The sequence below is a fragment of the Rossellomorea aquimaris genome, assembly GCF_020172085.1.
In the GTDB taxonomy this organism is placed as follows: Bacteria; Bacillota; Bacilli; order Bacillales; family Bacillaceae_B; genus Rossellomorea; species Rossellomorea aquimaris_E.
The window spans coordinates 1,547,158-1,565,995 of sequence record NZ_JAIVAT010000003.1; the positions used below are offsets into that span (position 1 = coordinate 1,547,158).

Sequence of the window (18,838 nt, forward strand, 5' to 3'; positions counted from 1 at the left end):
GAGAAACCAAAAGAAAAGGATAGTCAGAATTAGACTATCCAATTACTACTTTATTATCCTTTTCAAATAGTGATTAAACCTTTTTCGATCAAATTGTCTACTGCTGAACATACAGCAATTTTGACATGAGAATATGTCAATCCACCTTGGACATACGCTACATACGGTGGTCTAATTGGTCCATCAGCTGATAATTCGATGCTTGATCCTTGTATAAATGTTCCAGCGGCCATAATGACATCATCCTCATAACCGGGCATATAGTTTGGTAATGGAGTGAAATGTGAATTAATCGGGGACGCAAACTGAATCGCCTGACAAAATGCGATCATTTTTTCTCTATCGTCAAATTGCACCGATTGTATCAAATCAGTACGAGTAGCATATGGAGATGGATTCGTATTCATCCCGATTTCTGTTAACAGAGCCGATGTAAAGACTGCCCCCTTCAGTGATTGAGCGACTACGTGAGGTGCCAAAAAGAACCCTTGATACATTTCCTGCAGGCTGTATAGGGAAGCACCGGCTTCAGCTCCAATCCCTGGAGATGTCATTCGATAAGAACAGGCTTCTACGAATTCTTTCTTACCTACGATATAGCCACCAGTCTTAGCAAGTCCTCCACCCGGATTTTTTATAAGGGATCCTGCCATCAGATCCGCCCCGACATGACAAGGTTCCTGTTCTTCTACGAATTCTCCGTAGCAGTTATCGACAAATACAACGATTTCAGGATTGATCTCTTTAATGAAGGTTATCATTTCTTTTATTTCTTCTATTGTAAAAGAAGGTCGGTTTGCATACCCTTTCGAACGTTGAATTCCCACCATTTTCGTTCGTGATGATATTCTTCTTGAAACCTCTTCAAAATCGACCTTTCCTCCCTTATCTAAATCAACACTTTGATAGCCAATTTGAAAGTCCTTAAGGGAACCCGTCGATTCACCCCGTTCACCGACAATTTCCTCCAATGTATCATATGGCTTTCCTGTGATGTAAAGAAGTTCATCACCTGGTCGAAGTACTCCGAATAAGGCAATGGAAATGGCATGAGTCCCGGAAATGATTTGTGGCCTTACAAGACCTGCCTCTCCCCCAAATACATCCGCGTAGATACTTTCCAACGTGTCTCTCCCTGCATCATCGTAACCATAACCTGTTGAAGGTATAAAATGCGAATCACTGACCCGGTGTTTCTGAAATGATCGCAAAACCTTAAATTGGTTACTTTCAGCACGTCCATCGATTTGCTTGTGGATTTCTTGTATGTTTTGTTCCACTTTTGTTACAAGTGGTTTTAAAGTCATTTCATTTACTAATTGTTCAAACATAAGATTTTTGTATCCCTTCTACCTTTGATATTTCTTGATGCTCCCTGCGACAGGGTGGTCTTCCAGGTAAAACCCGGTTAGTTCATAAACTGTTCTTTCTTCCAGAAAATCTAATTTCGTTAAGATAGTATCATTCTTTAGCTGAGAAAGGAGCTTTCCTTCATCTGCAGGAATGAACACATGATATGGAATCATATGTTTTTTCACGATTCCCTCTATTTTCATTAACAGTTTTCCTCGGTCTTCCTCGTTCAAGGCACTGATCTGGATAATGTCCGATTCCCCGGAAGGAACAAAATCCGGAACCATGGCATCCATTTTGTTATAGACAGTAAGTTGTGGCAACCCTTCCATATTCAACTCGGTCAACAACGATTGTACCGTCTTCTCATGCTGGATGTAATCCGGATTGGAACTGTCTACGATATGAAGAAGAAGGTCAGCCTCCTTCACCTCTTCAAGGGTCGATCGAAATGCAGCAACCAAAGTGGTCGGTAAATCTTGAATAAAACCTACAGTATCCGTTAGTAACGTCTGATAACCACTGGGTAAAGGCATTTTTCTTGTCATTGGATCCAAGGTAGCGAATAATTGATTTTCTTCGTAGGATTCCGCCATTGAAATCCGATTGAATAAGGTGGATTTTCCAGCGTTTGTATAACCGACCAGGGCTATTTGAAAAGCTTTGTTCCGTTTTCTTCTTTCTCGGTACCTTTCTCTATGATCCACTATGATTTGTAAGTGCTTCTTAATCTCGTCGATTCGTCGATGAATATGGCGCCGATCGCTTTCCAGTTTGGTCTCACCTGGTCCCCTCGTGCCTATCCCTCCGCCTAATCTTGAAAGGGATGCGCCTTGCCCGATCAGTCTCGGAAGCAAATATTGAAGTTGAGCAAGCTCTACCTGTAATTTCCCTTCCCTGGAACGGGCACGTCCGGCAAAGATGTCCAATATCAGCTGGGTACGGTCGATCACCTTTGCGTTTACCTCTTTTGATAAATTTCTGATCTGACTGGGAGATAGTTCATCATTAAAGATGATAATATCAGGTTCAAACTGTTCTTCGAGAAGAATCAGCTCTTCCACTTTCCCTTTTCCAATATATGTACTCGGGTGAACCCGGTCACGCTTTTGAGTTATCACATTCACAACCTGACCTTGTGCGGTTTCGGTCAGCTCTTCAAGCTCAGTCAAACTATATTGAAAACGCAGGTCGTCTTCTTCGAGCTGACAGCCAACCAGTATGACTTTTTCTTTCCGTTCTTTCTTCAATCATCATCCTTCTTTCTTCATTTTTGATTCTATTTCTCATCATACCAAATCCATCTCGTAAACTCTATGTAAAAAGCAATGAAAAATGGTTGCAAAAACGCGCATTCGTGTTAAAATCAGTATGTTTGATTACGACAATAAACACACTTTCAAGATTCTACATAATGGCATGTAGCATATTGTAATAAGGTGAGAGGGGGATGTGTATGACATGGGAAGTATTGAGCATCATAGGTACCATTGCTTTTGCTATTTCAGGAGCTATCATTGCCATGGAAGAGGAATATGATATTCTAGGTGTATATATATTAGGGATCGTCACTGCATTTGGTGGAGGAGCCATTCGGAATTTACTGATCGGTGTACCAGTTTCGGCTTTGTGGGAGCAGGGCATGCTATTTCAGATTGCCCTCCTTTCCATTACAGCGGTTTTTTTATTCCCCAACAATCTTTTAAAGCATTGGAGAAGATGGGGGAATTTCTTTGATGCTATCGGGCTATCAGCTTTTGCTATCCAAGGGGCATTATATGCTTCTGAAATGAATCATCCTATCAGTGCGATTATCGTAGCAGCCGTTTTAACTGGTAGTGGCGGGGGAATCATTCGCGATCTTCTAGCCGGCCGGAAACCTTTAGTCCTGCGATCTGAAATTTACGCGGTGTGGGCAGTCCTTTGCGGAGCTGCCATAGGACTTGACGTTGTTCATACTGCCTTAGAACTGTATTCGCTATTCATCATTACGACGGCTTTACGCGTTCTTTCCTATTTATATAAGTGGAGGCTGCCGAATCGAAGCTTACGGGCCCATGTATAAAAAACAATGCATTCACATCTGAATGCATTGTTTTTTTATTGTTCTTATCATGACTCTGTTGTACTTTTCGTAAACACCAGGTCGTTACTGCGAATGGTTAACAGATCGTGTCGATCAAAACAATTCTCCAATAATAGTCTCATTGCCTGAGCTCTTATCGACTTTTCAAGGATGTTCCTCACATAACGGCCATTGGAAAATGCCATTGGAGATAATGTATTTTTAGCTGCATTCAAATGATCGCGAATCTTTCTTTCTGCATCATGACTCAATAAGTACTGTTTCTCATCCAACATCCTTTTACCGATTTCCATGAGTTGATCAACAGAATAGTCAGGAAAATGAAACACTAGTGGAAATCGTGATTGAAGACCAGGATTCAATGTAAGAAAGTGTTCCATCTCTCTGGAATACCCTGCCAGGATCAAGATGAAATCATGCTGCTTATCTTCCATATGTTTCACAAGCGTGTCGATTGCCTCTTTTCCAAAATCCTTTTCCCCGCCTCTTCCAAGTGAATAAGCTTCATCGATGAATAGGATGCCCCCCAAAGCCTTCTTCACCAAGTCCCTTGTTTTTTGTGCCGTATGACCTATATATTCCCCAACCAGGTCAGCCCTCTCAGCCTCGATCAAATGGCCTTTCGAGAGCACATTCATCTTCAGGAACAGCTTTCCTATTATTCTTGCAACGGTGGTTTTCCCTGTTCCCGGATTGCCTTTAAACATCATATGAAGAGCTTGTTTTCCAGCCTTCAGCCCCATAGCTTCCCTTTTTTTATTAACATATATCCAAGCATAAATTTCCTTCACCATCTTCTTCATCTCTTCCATACCAACAAGAGATCCAAGTTCTTCTTCAATTTCTTTTAATGCTACGTGCTCTTGAGGAATGGATTGAGGGATTGACTCTAATGTTTCACGGACTGAACTCCTTTTCTGAGAATTTAGCACAATGCTGATTTGACCGTTATTTTTCATTCTCATTGGTTGATCCAACTAATTCACCTCGCCATTCTAAGGACAAAATACGCTTATAGGGTGTAAGGGTGATACGCATCTGCTACTTCATCTATTTTTTTCGACAAATAAAAAGAATCCTGTCTATTCCTGCGCTTTCCCGAGAAATAAATAGAATTACGTTGTTCATGCAATGATTCGTTTATACCCTCCGTTTATTGCTTAACAAGTTTCATCAGTTAATAGCCCCTTCATATAGATTACAGGGTGCATTTTCTTGTCAAGGGAGGCATTTGATCATATCAAAAAAAGCCTCTCTTATCATCCTATTCACTTACAAATCATTTCATTAATTAATCTTTCGATAATCAAGCCAAAATAAAAAGCTGCCACAAAGGGCAGCTTTTACTATGAACCTTAATTCGTTTGTTCTTCGAAATTTATTTGAACATTTCGCTGTGGTGCGAATGTTGAGATGGCATGTTTGTATACCAGTTGTTGCTTACCTTCTGTTTCAAACAGGACGGTAAAATTATCAAACCCCTTAACCTGGCCTCTAATCTGAAAGCCATTTAAAAGGAATACTGTTACGAGTGAACCGTCTTTTCGCAATTGATTAAGGAATTGATCTTGGATATTAATGGATTGTTTCATGGTTAGTCCTCCTCTTCTATCTCTACATTTACTTATTCGACTTTAATTGAAGCTTTCCTGCAATAAATTCTGAAATATCATCAATAATTTTGGAGTGTTGACTTCCTTCCGTCATATCATACCAGGCAACAGCCATTTTATTTCTGAACCAAGTAAGTTGGCGTTTGGCATACCTTCTGGAGTTTTGCTTAAGGGTTTCAATTGCCTGATCCAGACCGATCTTACCGTCGAAGTAGTCATAAAGTTCTTTATACCCTATCGCCTGTACCGACTGAACGTCCTTTACACCTTCATCATAGAGTCCTTTCACTTCATCTAAAAGGCCATGATTCATCATGACATCTACCCGTAAATTGATTCGTTTATATAAAATATCCCTGTCCATAGTTAGACCAACCAACGCCACATCATACTGCAGTTCATGTGATTGACCTTCCTGGTACTCACTCATGGTCTTTCCTGTACAATGAAATATTTCCAATGCGCGGATCACACGGCGTATATTGTTGGGGTGGATATTTTTCGCAGAGATAGGATCGACTTTTTCAAGCTGCTGATGGAGCCAAACGGATCCACGTTTATCTCCCTGAGCTTCCAACTCCGCCCGATACTCTTCATCGCCAGGCGTTTCCGTGAAATGGTAGTCATATAGGACCGCTTGAATGTATAGGCCAGTTCCTCCAACAATCAGAGGAATTTTCCCCCGTGAATGAATCTCGGATATCTTCTTTCTGACGAGCTGTTGAAACTCTGCTACAGAAAAAGGCTCATCAGGATCTTTTATGTCAAGCAAGTGATGGGGGATGCCCTCCATCTCATCTGTCGTTATTTTGGCAGTGCCTATATCCATTTTTCTATAGATTTGCATGGAGTCCCCACTTATAATTTCTCCATCAAACCTTTTTGCAAGCTCAATGCTCGTATTGGTTTTCCCTACAGCAGTTGGACCAATAAGAACAATCACTTTCTCTTTTTCCATTCTAGTCATATGTTCACTGCTTTCTATGTAAATGCTCTTTTACATATTATCGTACCATAATAATAGAGGCGATGAAATCACATCTTGTCAGTATTTCCTTTTCCAGTACGTTTTATTCAAACCAACTTTCTTCTTTGAAATGATTGTACCCCATTCTGAAAATGCTAAAACGTCATTTTAGCATCCGTTCCAGTTAAAACAGCTTGAAGGAGTATCTCTTCAAGCTGTTCATGTTTATTCCGGTTTCAATATCAATTGATCCCCACCTGAACTTTCAAGGGAGGTTTTATGATAATCTCCATTTACCCAGGCGTCAATTTGATCTTGATACCACTCACTTTTGTAGTGACCTGCCTGGCCTGGACCAACGATATGATAGCCACTGGACATATCTGACGTATCGATCACGAATCTCCAGGAGGCACCGTGATTGACAATCCCTTCATCATTATAACTGGCAGCTTCCACTGTCACCCTGCTCCCTCCTACAGGTACGGGCTCTTTATCATTCAAGAACCTCTTTAGGATTGGAGAAGCACTTGATAATGGGTGTTCGAAGTACACTTTATGATACATTCCCCATTCCCAATCGTTCATTGATGATCCATATGCCACCTCAAGCTCCTTCACTGCTTTTGATAGGGATGAAGCCAGAAATCTTTCATAGCCCCCACGATCTACAAACCACTGGGACTCTTCCCCGGCGTGCGCTCTGCGTAAGAGTTCATCGACTACACTTTGGCGACCTTCGAACATTTTCATCATTTCCTCAGGTACTTCGTTTTGAAAAAGTCCCGTAGATATTTCGTTCATCCACTGATGAAATATAAGAGGTGCCGCTGAATCTTTGTCATCTACATAATTCCACGAAAGTAATATTTCTAGAGCATTTCTTTGTTCAGCTGTTAACGAAGCTTTCTCTAAATCCACAGTCATGATAGGAACAAATTCCCTGGCATGTAAATTCGTTTGATCCATTTGCAGTTTTTCCATATCAGAAAGAGTCAGTGTATCTTTTTCTTTCAAGTATTCTGAGATCCTCATATAGCGATACGGCTGTGCCCAATGATGACTGATATGGTATGGATAGTCGTCCGTCACGACTTTATTGTTCGCTGTAGCCACAAAGCCTGCTTCCGGGTTTATCACTTTCGGGAGTTCATCAAATGGGATGTAGCCCTGCCATTCATAATCGGGATCCCAGCCAGGAACAGGAAGAAGTCCATCCCCTTTTTTCCTGATCGGTATTTTACCATTCGCCTTGTATGCTATCGTCCCATCCTTAGAGGCAAATACGAAATTTTGTGTGGGCACATGAAAGTCTTTTAATGCTTCTTCAAATTCTGTCCAATTCTTCGCCTTGTTGATATTAATAATGGCAGAGAGTTCGAGACTCGGATCTAAGGCTGTCCAGCGCATCGAGAGCACCTTTTCGCTTTCATTTTGATGAGCAAACTCAGAAATGACCGGCCCATGCCTCGTGATGGTCACTTTATAAGGGATGGTCTCGCTGTCTTTTACTTTGATCGGTTCATCCACGATGGTCGCTTTTTCCCATTTTCCATCATACAAAAACTGTTCGGGATTTTCTGTATTTCTTTTTTCTACGTACAAGTCCTGTACATCAGGACCTGTGTTTGTGACACCCCATGCAATTTGTTCATTATGACCAAGGATGATTCCGGGTATTCCTGCAAATATCACCCCGCTCACATTTACATCCGGTGATTCAAGGTGCATCTGATACCATATGGAAGGAGTCCCTAATGAAAGATGGGGATCGTCTGCTAGTAAAGGCTTACCACTCTCCGTTTTGTCCCCGCCGACCACCCAGTTATTGCTTCCATTAAATTCAGGGGGGATGACGGCTGATGCGAATGATTGCTTCAGATCGATGTTTCCTTCCCCACTATCTGAGAGGATAACAGGTGCTTCTTCCGGATAAGAAGGAAAAAGATCATATGCCTTGTCTTTTGGGAGATTCTCAAGAGCCCAGTACCGGAATGCCTGCCCCTGCCAATGACCACCTAAATCAAATGCCATATATTTACCTATCGTTAATGAATCGATCGGTGTCCATTTTTCAGGCTTGTATCCTAAGAGTGTAAATTCAAAAGGTAGTCTGCCTTCGTCTTTCGCTTCTTCTATAAATGCATTGACCCCATCAGCGTACCATTCCAGAAGCTGCTTCGATTCATCAGGATAAGCGGTAAAGGAAACCTCCGCTGCCCTCCTCAAACCAAATGTACGAAAGAATTTATCACGATCTACCGCTTTCTCTCCAACTACTTCGCTCAATCGTCCAGATGCCTGGCGACGACTTAGATCCATTTGGAATAATCGGTCCTGTGCTTGTACATACCCCTGAGCCATATAAAGGTCTTTTTCATCTTTAGCCTGAATATGAGGCACCCCTTCATCATCTCTCATAACGATTACATCATTTGATAATCCTTTCATTGAAATGGTACCTGTCGTAACCGGGAGTGATCTGTCAATGTAATAATTTACGAAGATCAAAAGTCCTAGCAGGATAAATAATATGGCTCCCGCCGTATACAATGTCAATTTCAGACGCTTATTCTTTTTCTGCCTTTGAAGCTCAATACCTCCATTCATTTCTAATCCCCCTGTAATATATAGAATTTTCCGAAAATGATGCTATATTTAATATTAGCCTTTTTGAAGGGTAATTCCTTCTCTTATACAGGAGATTTTATTTACATCCAGTCATAGGACGATCCGTGTGCTTCAATTTGGACCAAAATAATAAAAGTACGAACCCACTGGCTAAGAAGAAAAGAGAGCACGCATAGAAAAGAAAATGAATCGTAAAATACTCCAAAATCAAACCGGTTCCCATCACGGCAATACTCGAGAAAAGTGCGGTCCAAAAATGATACATCCCGATATTCTTTCCTCTTGATCCTTGTACTGTCACGTCACTGATTACCACTTTCTCTGACGTCTTTTGGAGAGCACCGAGGGTTCCAAGAACAATCTGTATGAGGTATACCTCCTGGATGGAACCTGTAGAAGGTATGAACAAGAACAAGAAACTCATACCCAAACTATATACGACTAGCAGAATTTGCCCTCCTACTATATCAGACAGTCTTCCTATGAATCGGTGACTGAGGGCTGAACTTAACGTAAACAATCCATATGCAAAACCAAAACTTGATATGTCACTACCGATGTTTTGGATAAAAAGTAAATAAAACGGAAAAGACACACTGGCTGCCACCATGGCAAAGCTTTGAGACACAATTAACCATTTCATTTTCCATACTCCTCATAAAATAAATTCACAAAACGTTCTTCTGGGTCGAATGTTCGCTTATAGTTAAAAAACTCTTCTGCATATGGATACGCTTCATGAAACTGATCGAGAGTAGGGTATTTGTAATAAGGGAGATAATAGCTTCCTCCATGTTCAATGGTGATATCGATCATGCCACGGATGGTATCACCTGTCTTCTTTTTTTCTTTTACTCCCATTCCCTGGTTGATCAACAGGACAAGTGCGAACATGTCTTCTTTCGCATAAGATAGTAATGCTTCTTCACTCCTGTTGACGTACCTTACTGTTATGTTCATTAAATTTATGTCTTCTTCCGTTAAGTACACCCTTAAATCGTCGATATATTCCTCGTACTCATCTACAGGTATAAAATACTCCTGCAAAATATCTGTGTCGTTTTTACCGTTGTATTCTAAGAACTCTGACTCTGATCGCATGACATTATTTCTGGTTTCCAGCTGACCATTACTCTTATCGAAAAATGACTTCTGCATATCCCAAAAGAGATCCTTCCCCCAATCAAAATCTCTTGAGAGACCCAGGAGGAATTTTGTTAGAAACGTATATTCTTCTTTTTTCAAAGTATTATATTCATTGTATAGCTCCTGTTGGTCACTAGCTTTGTAATTGGTCACGTACATTTCTTCCAGAAACGAATCCGGTGCAGTAGAAAGCCTTGCTAAATGCATTTTCACTTTTTCATCCGATAAGACATGCTGGTTAAAATATTCTTCATATTCATCAGATGTCATTTCCTCTGTATCCATTGTTAGTAATTCATCTGATGTAAGTTGAAGTTCAACGTCCAATATCACTCCAAACAACCCGTATCCCCCAATGACCAATGGGAAGTACTCTCTGTTCTCCTCTCTTGAAACGGTGATGATATCACCGTCTGGCTTTAACAAGCGGAACCAATTCACCGTTTCAATTAACGATCCATTCCGTATATCCCTGCCATGGGCATTAACGGATAATGACCCTCCAACTGTAAAAATATTTTGCGACTGCATCACTTTCACAGAAAGCCCATGTGGATTTACAGCTTGTTGTATATCATCCCAAGTAGCCCCACTCTCCACATGGACAGTCTTATTAACAGGATCAACACCAAGCACTTTATCAAAATTCGTCATATCCAGTACGACCCCATCAGGGTAAAACGTATGCCCGCCTTGACTATGTCTCTTACCGGCAATCGATACTTTTAGATCTTCCTCTCTTGCTTTTGTCAATGCAGCCACAATGCTCTTTTCTTCATTCCCCTTGACGACTTTTTCAATTTTTGTGGGCATTAATCTGCTGACATCTGTAATGATGTTTTTCGATTCACTTTTAGTTGATTCCAACCTATATATCAACATATAGGAAATAATGATAAAAACGATTATCAACCATAATCTTCTCTTCCCCTTGATGAATGTGCACATTAACTACATCACCCTTTACTCTTTTAGTGTAATTTTACACTAAAGAAAGAAATATTCAATGGATTTCTCAAAAAATAAAAAGCCTCAGATTATATTAATCTAAGGCTTCTTACTCTTTACCTTGCTTTCGCAATGACTCCGTTATGAACTTTAATATAACCGTGTTGTAAAATATCCGCTCCATTTTCATATAAATACAGCCCCATTTGTTCTACAGTCATTAGTTCTCGGTAAGTATGATTCATGACATCTGCCATTACTTCATAATACACTTTGGATTTAAGCTGTGCTCTTGGTGTGGTAAGTACCATATACCCACCAGGCTTTAAGAATTTACGATGCCATTCAACCACTTCAGGCTTATATTCATCCGGAAAATGTTCTAGTAATCCTACACTCAATACAATATCAAATTCTTTTCCGAAGGTTAACTCTCTAATATCCGAAACAATATAAGATATTGAAAAATCACCTTTGTAATAGGTTTTAAACCCTCCTGTTGAGGGATTTGGTCCAAGGAAAGGGTAAGAATCAGGAAATTCGTGATAACGGGTATCTCGGCAAAATGGATCATAATCCACCATTACAATTTCACTACCGGGGTAAAGAGCTGCAAGCTGCATTCCTTCATACCCTTCTGCTGCACCTAAAAATAATATCCTAGGCTTAACGACATCCAGTCCACTGAATAACGCTCTCTTTCCTCTGGGGTCCCACACTCCATCCTGAATTCGATGCACATAATTCCATAAATGTAATCTGAGATAGTCTCCCAATGCTTTTTTAGAGTTTCTCACATTCAAATTTAAAGCATTTTGGACTATGCGACTTCGCGTCCCTTTCAATTCAGAAGGAACGTCCTTCACAAACCATTCATGGAAAGAACGGTTAAACATTTCCCAAGAGGTATGGACAGGTAGTGATGTTCCATTATCTTTTTCCCAGTCTGTTTTCTCTTTAGCAAAAGTCGTAACCTGATACGGTTTTCCAACATCTTTCCAAGTTAAAGTAGACCAATCCCTGACACCCTTCACTTTCACAAATTTATTATACTCCTTCTCAGAAAACTGCCTCTTGTCTACCCGATGAGATGCCTCCAGATACGTTTCTTCCCGTAATATTTCATTGTTGATAGATGTTTCGACCTCTATCATCCAACCCTTCCTCCCTTTTTAGAGCAACATTCATTCCTCACTATATACATTAACGAAAGGTTGTAAGAAACCCTCTTTTTTTCAGTCAATATTAAACATGTTCCTATAACATCTAGTTACCATAATAATATTACAGGTAATAAAATGGAGGTACCCTCTCTCGTTTCTTCTGTGATAGATTTGGGTAGAAATATTTTAGGAGGTGAAGGACGTGCCCTTTGATTACGATCTTGACTTTGAATCCACCGACTTTCGGAAGCATCCAGAGAAATATCGGGTTGGACGCGGGGAACAAGGCGTATTACTCGTAGAACCATATAAAAGTGAAATTCTCCCCGAATGGAGATTTAAGACACCGGATATAGCTGAAAAATCATCTAACAGCATCTATTGCATGTTTCTCAAATATAAAAAGGAGAATGATTTTGTAGGAATGGACATGGCCAGGAAATTTCTTCAGATGGGGTATACACGTTCCAGACGGTACGCCAATTATCCAGGTGGGAAGAAATATAATAAAGATGGGGAGATTAACGAGCGAGAGATAGATGAACAAAAAGCTGAATCTGCTGCTATATTCGAAACTAAATGGACATTAGCAAGAGAGGATGAAGACTATTTAAAACGGAAAAAAGAACACCAAAAGAATTACGGATAATCATCAAAGGGGGAATGAACCGCTTCATGGTCCATTCCCCTCTTTCTTTACATGATTCGTTTGAACATTTTCTCCATTTCATACGTCGAGTAGTGGATGATGATGGGACGACCGTGCGGGCAGGTGAACGGGTCACTCGTCTTTCTCAGTTCGTCCAGCAATGCCTGCATGTCTTCATGGCGCAGATAATGATTCGCTTTGATGGAACCTTTACAGCTCATCATGATGGCCGCTTCTTCACGAAGTTTTTTAATATCGACTTTGTTCATTTTAATGATTTGTTCGATCATATCTTCAATGGTCTGCTGTTCCTCCCCTTTTGGAAACCATTGAGGATGTGCCCTTACTATGAAACTATTATGTCCGAAATCTTCAAGGAACACCCCGACTTCTTCAAGGAGTGAGCGATGTTCATTGATTTTGATATACTCATCCGTCGAAAACTCCAGAGTAAGGGGGACAAGGAGTTCCTGAAGTTCTTTGGCAACTTCTCCGACCTTTTCTTTATAGAATTCATACTTAATTCTTTCCTGGGCAGCATGTTGGTCAATGATATAAAGCCCACGTTCATTTTGAGCAAATATATATGTGCCGTGCATCTGCCCGACTAGATATAGAGGGGGAACCCTGGGAAGCGCATGTACATCCTCGATGTCTTCGATCGTCTTTTCTTCCTGAAGAATACCCTCCAAATTATCGGATCGCTCTCGAACTTGTGCGTCATTCAATCCTGACGCCTCAGAATCCCTGCCGGTATCGAAAGAAGGCGTCGGCTCATACAAGTTAACACTCTCTTCTTTTGGAGTAAGCCGTTCTCGAACTGTCTCCTGACTACCTACCTTTACCTCTGTCGGTTTGGATGAATGGTCCAGATTCATAAAGGTTTGCTCCGATTTTGGAATCATTGCCTTAGGGCTTATGGATCCTGCGGGGATTAATTCCTTCCCTTTGAAAACCTTTTTGATCCCTTCCGTCACCAATTCGTTGAGTTCAGATTCTTTGCTGATGCGGACCTCCATCTTTGAAGGATGCACATTCACATCCACCAGGATCGGGTCCATTTCTATATTGAGAAGAACAATGGGGTGCCGCCCTATAGGAAGAAGGGTATGATACCCTTCTCCGATTGCTTTTGCCAGAGCATAGTTCTTTATGAACCTTCCGTTGATCATGGTAGAAATATAGTTCCTTGATGCCCGGGTTACTTCAGGAAGGGAAACATACCCCTTCACGTTAAAATCGAGGGATTCCATTTCAATGGGAACCATTTTCTTCGCTATCCCCACTCCATAAATGGCCGCAAGAACCTGAAGGACATCTCCATTGCCACTCGTATGCAATAAAGACTTCCCATTATGAAGGAGCTTAATTGAAACGGCAGGGTGAGCAAGCGCGATCCTGTTGACAACATCCGTTATATTCCCAAGCTCCGTATGAATGGTTTTCATATATTTCAATCGCGCAGGTGTATTGAAGAACAGTTGGGAAACTGTGATATCCGTCCCTTTTCTGGACGAAGTGTTTTCAAATGCATTCACTTCCCCACCTTCAAGTTCAATGATTGTTCCGGGTCCATCCCCCGTACTCGTTTTTAACGTGAAGTGAGAAACGGATGCAATACTCGGTAGAGCCTCTCCCCTGAAACCTAAGGTCCGGATACGGAACAAGTCATTTTCGTCTTTGATTTTACTTGTGGCATGCCTCTTAAATGCCGTTCTAACATCCTCTTCTTCAATGCCGTCCCCGTTATCTATGATGCGTATGGACTGAAGTCCTGCTTCCTCAATGTGGATCTCAATGACGTCCCCACCTGCGTCGATGCTGTTTTCCAAGAGTTCTTTCACAACTGAGGCCGGGCGCTCCACCACTTCACCAGCAGCAATCTTATTGGAAAGGGAATCATCAAGCTGGAAGATTTTCACCACAGTTTCACCCCCTTAGTTTTTTAATTTTTTTTGGATTCCATAGAGTGTGTTCATAGCGTCTAACGGCGTCATCTCCAGGATATCCAGCTTCTTAAGCTCCTCTATACATTTCTTTTCTTTAGAGTTGAGCTTTTCTTTTTTAACAGAGTTCCCTGCTTCAAAGAAGGACAACTGGGCAAGATCCGCTGTTTCCTGCTCCTCTGGAATAGCCTCTCTTGAAGCCGCTACTTCCATCGTTGTTTGGTGGTCCCCTTTTTGTTCGAGCTCAAGAAGGATTTCATTCGCTCTTTGGATTAAGGCATCAGGCAGTTCAGCAAGCTCGGCAACGTGTATACCATAACTTTTATCCGCCGCCCCTTCCTTGATTTTATGAAGGAAGACAAGCTTTCCGTTTTGCTCCATTGCACTTACATGTACATTCTTCACTTTAGGGAGCTCGGCTTCGAGCACCGTCAACTCATGATAGTGAGTGGAGAATAATGTTTTCGCACCAATATTTTCATGGATGTATTCAATGATGGCTTGTGCCAGCGCCATTCCGTCGTAAGTGGAGGTACCACGTCCGATTTCATCAAACAGAATCAGGCTCTGTTGAGTGGCATGAATGATGGCATTCTTTGCTTCGAGCATTTCAACCATGAACGTACTCTGACCGGATATTAAGTCATCCGCTGCTCCGATTCGGGTGAATACTTGATCGAATATCGGCAGATTCGCTTCACTTGCAGGCACGTAACAACCAATTTGAGCAAGGATGCTCGTCAGTGCCACCTGCCTCATATAGGTGCTCTTACCTGACATATTCGGTCCTGTAATGAGGAACACTTCTCTATCCTGATCCATGTAACAATCATTTGGAACATACTCCTGAGCACCCATTACTTTTTCCACCACAGGATGCCTTCCTTCTTTTAATTCGATCCTTCTCTCATCATTGAATACTGGACGTGTGTAATGGCGCTTCTCGCTTACTGTAGCAAAGCACTGTAGGACATCAAGTTCGCTGACGAGTTTCGCCAATTTTTGAAGTCGGGGAATAAATTCCTTCACTCTTTCCCGAATACCAAGGAATAGTTCATATTCCAAATCCACGCTTTTTTCATCCGCTTGAAGGATAAGCGCTTCCTTCTCTTTTAATTCAGGAGTAATGAACCGTTCTGCATTCGTTAAGGTTTGTTTCCGTTCATAGCGGCCTTCTTCAAGATGATGAAGGTTTGCTCTCGTTACTTCAATATAGTAGCCGAATACACGGTTAAAACCGACTTTGAGAGACCTGATCCCGGTTCGTTCCCTTTCATCCCGTTCAAGTTTTGCAATCCATGATTTCCCGTTCTTACTTGCATCACGATACTGGTCCAGTTCAGCATGATAGCCGTCCTGAATCAAGCTTCCCTCTTTAATGGACAACGGAGGATTTTCTACTAAAGCCTGTTCCAAAAGATCTGTCAATTCTTCACAAGGATCTAGCTTGCTGACAAGATCATCGGTCGCTTCATTCTCCAGGGATTCCACTAAATGCTTTAACACAGGTACTTGCTGTAAAGATTTCTTTAACTGAATTAAATCCCTAGCATTGACATTGCCGAAGGCTACCCGCCCTGCAAGTCGCTCTAAATCGTACACTTCCTTTAACCGTTCCCTGAGATCCTGCCTTTCGAAGAAACGTTCCAATAACACTTCTACTACAGTTTGACGCTTCACGATATCCTGTTTGTGGATAAGAGGACGATCAATCCATTGCTTCAAAAGTCTTGCGCCCATAGCTGTCATCGTTTCATCAAGCAGCCATAGAAGAGATCCCTTTTTCCCTTTCGAACGAATGGTCTCCGTCAGCTCCAGATTCCTCTTTGAATAGTAATCCATTTTCATAAATTGATGAAGCTGATACGGTTCCACAATTTGCAGATGGTCCAAGCTTCTCTTCTGAGTACGGAAAAGATAATGAAACAAGCTAGAAGAAGCTTTAATGAGTTTCTCTTGTTTCAGTGGATCAACAAGTTGGCTGAACGCATGTCCTATGCTAGAATCACGCTCATATGATAAGGTGACCTCGCTTCTTTCTTTGATTTTTGCCTGGACTTCTTCGGGCAATTCCGGGTGAATGACTACTTCTTTCGCGCCAATCGTGGATAATTCATTCAACAGCGCTTGCAATCCTTCCGAAACGACGGTTACCTTTGTTTCACCGGTCGATAAATCACTGTAGGCAAGACCATACGTTTGATCTTCAAAATCGCTTACGGATGCAATATAGTTGTTTTCTTTATCATTCAAGCCCTTTCCATCCATAACGGTACCTGGAGTAATGAGCTGAACAACTTCTCTTCGGACAACTCCCTTTGCATGTTTCGGGTCTTCTGTCTGTTCGCAAATCGCTACTTTGAACCCTTTATCAATCAGTTGCTCTATGTAGTTTGGAGCGGAATGATAAGGTACACCGCACATGGGGATTCGTTCCTTTCCACCACCGTCACGGCTTGTCAGAGTTATTTCAAGTTCCTGCGAGGCAGCGATGGCGTCATCAAAGAACATTTCATAAAAATCGCCTAAACGAAAAAATAAAAAGGCATCCTGATATTCTGCCTTCACTTGTAGATATTGTTTTATCATTGGAGTATATTGTGTCATGGTTTCATTCAAACCTTTCCAAGTAAATCTGCTATTTTCAACTATTCATTATATCATAAGGACAAGGGTTGAGGCATGTAGTAGATTGAGGAAGTGTATTCCCTTACCATTCGTGGATATCCATTTTCCAACAAAAAAATCCGCTCTCTATTCGTAAAGAGCGAACTTTCTTAATATCTATTCTGCTTGTTTGATCATACTTGAATCTTCGTTTAAACAATCAGACTTTTCTTTTCGTTTATACCACTTAAAGAGAAAGTAACCACCGATAAGTACAGTCCCTCCAACCAGAAGGTAAGTTTGGAGATCGCTCATCAAGGCTTGGACGGATTTCAAATTGCCATTCATCCCGACTATTAACATTGTGAGTGTAATCGGGAATATTCCAATAAAGGTCAATCCACCAAACTTCCACTTATTCACTTTGCTAATTCCTGCAATATAAGAAATATAATTACCGATGCCAAGAGGTCTTGTAATGGCTATACTCCATAAACCACATTTACGGAACCATTTCTGCCCCTTTTCCATTTTCTTTGAACTGGTTTTCTCTTTGATCTTGTCCTTCAGCTTATATCCAATTCCATATGGAATGTAACTAAAGATGGTGTAAATAATGCTGCTTGCAAATGCCAACATGAATACTTTCATCCAGGATGGATCTAATACATAACCATAAGTCAGTGTTACAAGGGCACCTGGAAATGGCAGCGAGGACGCTTCAATGGCATTTCCTGCGAATAACCCCCACATCCCCAGCTCCTGTATGAAATTCATGACAAACTCCAACATCGGTTATTTCCCTCCACAATTCATTTATCTATCCTTTTCCCTCTTTTCGAGATTAAAAACGCAAGAAAAGGATAAGTTTCCATCCTATTCAGGGGAATTTTCCCATGCTAAAAGCCCATCTCACCGGCAAAAGTTTGACCGTCGATTTTCCACTGATCCTCAGGCGTGTCTCTGAGTAAATAAAACTGGATCTTTTTTTCCTCTTGAGAGTGATCTGATTTGATCCACTTCACCCTAAACTGAAAATCCAACGCTACAAATGCAGGCAAATCCTCTACTGGCAGGATCGATCTTTGCGTAATTTGGACATGTTTCACGGAGGACAGAGCCTTACGAACCTGACCCTTGTTTCCTGTCATGATGCGTGAGAGAAGTTTTTCATCCTGTTGATTAATGGCTATTTCCAGGAAACTGATTAATTCATATGGATCTGACTGGTACAGAAATTGATCCAGTTTACCTCCCGCTTTCAATATCATGATTTTATGAGCTAAGTCTGGAGTGGGTGTCTTATGAGTTGTACTTCCATAAAAATGTACACAGAAATGGCCTGGAAAATTATTTTGGAGGGCACCTCCACCGTGTGGCATCCCATTCATGGAGGCAGAAATGAGCTTGTCGTTTACCAACACAAGAATTGCACGACGGTCCCAGCTCCAAGTCCCACCATAAATAGTTTTCATCATTTCTGTGTCTTTTTCTGTAACCGGCTGCACATCTGCATGTTTGCTTCCAGCCCTTCGTTGAACGTTAAAAGACAACCCGGTATCTACATCGATGATTGTAAAATATGAATATTTTGGAAGAATTTCTTTAACTTGATTCCAGGGCAGGATTTCCACTTGAAAACTCGGCATGGCTCCTGCAGGCTTCTCTCCGAACACTAGGAGCAATGACATAATAAGCGTAAGTCTAAAAAGCATGTACGAAACCTCTT

The 18,838-nt window shown here is 41.3% G+C and carries 15 protein-coding genes; 2 read left to right on the plus strand and 13 right to left on the minus strand.

Annotated elements, in window-relative coordinates:
- Nucleotides 1-62: 62 nt before the first annotated feature.
- Complete coding sequence (locus LCL96_RS08785; protein WP_224941015.1) at nucleotides 63-1,331, minus strand: aminotransferase class I/II-fold pyridoxal phosphate-dependent enzyme; 1,269 nt, start codon at nucleotides 1,329-1,331, stop codon at nucleotides 63-65.
- An 18-nt stretch (nucleotides 1,332-1,349) separates the two neighbouring features.
- Complete coding sequence (gene hflX, locus LCL96_RS08790; RefSeq protein WP_224941016.1) at nucleotides 1,350-2,603, minus strand: GTPase HflX; 1,254 nt, start codon at nucleotides 2,601-2,603, stop codon at nucleotides 1,350-1,352.
- Between the two features lie 206 nt (nucleotides 2,604-2,809).
- On the opposite strand from hflX, the gene LCL96_RS08795 reads away from it, so the two are divergent.
- Nucleotides 2,810-3,418: a trimeric intracellular cation channel family protein gene (locus tag LCL96_RS08795; protein ID WP_224941017.1), complete on the plus strand. Its 609-nt coding sequence runs from the start codon at nucleotides 2,810-2,812 to the stop codon at nucleotides 3,416-3,418.
- 47 nt (nucleotides 3,419-3,465) lie between these two features.
- Here the strand turns inward: LCL96_RS08795 and spoVK are convergent, their stop codons facing one another.
- From spoVK to LCL96_RS08830, 7 genes are all read right to left on the minus strand, one after another.
- The gene (gene spoVK / locus LCL96_RS08800) at nucleotides 3,466-4,416 is read right to left on the minus strand and encodes a stage V sporulation protein K (protein WP_224941018.1); all 951 of its coding nucleotides are present in this window, start codon (nucleotides 4,414-4,416) and stop codon (nucleotides 3,466-3,468) included.
- A 378-nt stretch (nucleotides 4,417-4,794) separates the two neighbouring features.
- The gene (hfq, locus tag LCL96_RS08805; protein ID WP_206850853.1) at nucleotides 4,795-5,031 is read right to left on the minus strand and encodes an RNA chaperone Hfq; all 237 of its coding nucleotides are present in this window, start codon (nucleotides 5,029-5,031) and stop codon (nucleotides 4,795-4,797) included.
- A gap of 28 nt (nucleotides 5,032-5,059) precedes the next feature.
- Nucleotides 5,060-6,019: a tRNA (adenosine(37)-N6)-dimethylallyltransferase MiaA gene (gene miaA / locus LCL96_RS08810; RefSeq protein ID WP_318246409.1), complete on the minus strand. Its 960-nt coding sequence runs from the start codon at nucleotides 6,017-6,019 to the stop codon at nucleotides 5,060-5,062.
- Nucleotides 6,020-6,244: 225 nt separating this feature from the next.
- Nucleotides 6,245-8,629, minus strand: coding sequence for a penicillin acylase family protein (locus LCL96_RS08815; RefSeq protein ID WP_263628073.1), 2,385 nt, complete (start codon nucleotides 8,627-8,629; stop codon nucleotides 6,245-6,247).
- Between the two features lie 97 nt (nucleotides 8,630-8,726).
- Nucleotides 8,727-9,293 carry an MFS transporter gene (locus LCL96_RS08820; RefSeq protein WP_224941019.1) on the minus strand — a complete coding sequence of 189 codons (567 nt, stop codon included), beginning with the start codon at nucleotides 9,291-9,293 and terminating at the stop codon, nucleotides 8,727-8,729.
- Nucleotides 9,290-10,678 carry an FAD-binding oxidoreductase gene (locus tag LCL96_RS08825; RefSeq protein ID WP_412103564.1) on the minus strand — a complete coding sequence of 463 codons (1,389 nt, stop codon included), beginning with the start codon at nucleotides 10,676-10,678 and terminating at the stop codon, nucleotides 9,290-9,292. Before LCL96_RS08825 ends, LCL96_RS08820 begins: the two co-directional genes overlap by 4 nt.
- A 182-nt stretch (nucleotides 10,679-10,860) precedes the next feature.
- Nucleotides 10,861-11,898 carry a class I SAM-dependent methyltransferase gene (locus LCL96_RS08830; RefSeq protein WP_224941021.1) on the minus strand — a complete coding sequence of 346 codons (1,038 nt, stop codon included), beginning with the start codon at nucleotides 11,896-11,898 and terminating at the stop codon, nucleotides 10,861-10,863.
- A gap of 211 nt (nucleotides 11,899-12,109) precedes the next feature.
- Here LCL96_RS08830 and LCL96_RS08835 point away from each other — a divergent pair, with 211 nt between their 5' ends.
- Nucleotides 12,110-12,556 (plus strand): DUF4385 domain-containing protein, encoded by a 447-nt coding sequence (locus tag LCL96_RS08835; protein WP_224941022.1) that lies wholly within the window; start codon nucleotides 12,110-12,112, stop codon nucleotides 12,554-12,556.
- Between the two features lie 47 nt (nucleotides 12,557-12,603).
- Here LCL96_RS08835 and mutL read toward each other — a convergent pair whose 3' ends face one another.
- The 4 genes from mutL to LCL96_RS08855 form a co-directional block, all read right to left on the minus strand.
- The gene (gene mutL, locus LCL96_RS08840) at nucleotides 12,604-14,481 is read right to left on the minus strand and encodes a DNA mismatch repair endonuclease MutL (protein WP_224941023.1); all 1,878 of its coding nucleotides are present in this window, start codon (nucleotides 14,479-14,481) and stop codon (nucleotides 12,604-12,606) included.
- Nucleotides 14,482-14,493: 12 nt separating this feature from the next.
- Nucleotides 14,494-17,109: a DNA mismatch repair protein MutS gene (gene mutS / locus LCL96_RS08845; protein ID WP_224941024.1), complete on the minus strand. Its 2,616-nt coding sequence runs from the start codon at nucleotides 17,107-17,109 to the stop codon at nucleotides 14,494-14,496.
- 177 nt (nucleotides 17,110-17,286) lie between these two features.
- Nucleotides 17,287-17,901: a DedA family protein gene (locus LCL96_RS08850; RefSeq protein WP_224941025.1), complete on the minus strand. Its 615-nt coding sequence runs from the start codon at nucleotides 17,899-17,901 to the stop codon at nucleotides 17,287-17,289.
- Nucleotides 17,902-18,008: 107 nt separating this feature from the next.
- Nucleotides 18,009-18,824 carry a hypothetical protein gene (locus tag LCL96_RS08855; RefSeq protein ID WP_224941026.1) on the minus strand — a complete coding sequence of 272 codons (816 nt, stop codon included), beginning with the start codon at nucleotides 18,822-18,824 and terminating at the stop codon, nucleotides 18,009-18,011.
- Between the last annotated feature and the right edge of the window lie 14 nt (nucleotides 18,825-18,838).

Excerpts from the sequence above, each read along its gene's own strand:
- LCL96_RS08850 (WP_224941025.1), bottom strand. The coding sequence starts at position 17,901 with ATGTTGGAGTTTGTCATGAATTTCATACAGGAGCTGGGGATGTGGGGG.
- LCL96_RS08820 (WP_224941019.1), bottom strand. The coding sequence starts at position 9,293 with ATGAAATGGTTAATTGTGTCTCAAAGCTTTGCCATGGTGGCAGCCAGT.
- LCL96_RS08795 (WP_224941017.1), top strand. The coding sequence starts at position 2,810 with ATGACATGGGAAGTATTGAGCATCATAGGTACCATTGCTTTTGCTATT.
- miaA (WP_318246409.1), bottom strand. The coding sequence starts at position 6,019 with ATGACTAGAATGGAAAAAGAGAAAGTGATTGTTCTTATTGGTCCAACT.
- LCL96_RS08855 (WP_224941026.1), bottom strand. The coding sequence starts at position 18,824 with ATGCTTTTTAGACTTACGCTTATTATGTCATTGCTCCTAGTGTTCGGA.
- LCL96_RS08815 (WP_263628073.1), bottom strand. The coding sequence starts at position 8,629 with ATGAATGGAGGTATTGAGCTTCAAAGGCAGAAAAAGAATAAGCGTCTG.
- LCL96_RS08830 (WP_224941021.1), bottom strand. The coding sequence starts at position 11,898 with ATGATAGAGGTCGAAACATCTATCAACAATGAAATATTACGGGAAGAA.
- LCL96_RS08825 (WP_412103564.1), bottom strand. The coding sequence starts at position 10,678 with ATGTTGATATATAGGTTGGAATCAACTAAAAGTGAATCGAAAAACATC.
- hfq (WP_206850853.1), bottom strand. The coding sequence starts at position 5,031 with ATGAAACAATCCATTAATATCCAAGATCAATTCCTTAATCAATTGCGA.
- LCL96_RS08785 (WP_224941015.1), bottom strand. The coding sequence starts at position 1,331 with ATGTTTGAACAATTAGTAAATGAAATGACTTTAAAACCACTTGTAACA.
- mutS (WP_224941024.1), bottom strand. The coding sequence starts at position 17,109 with ATGACACAATATACTCCAATGATAAAACAATATCTACAAGTGAAGGCA.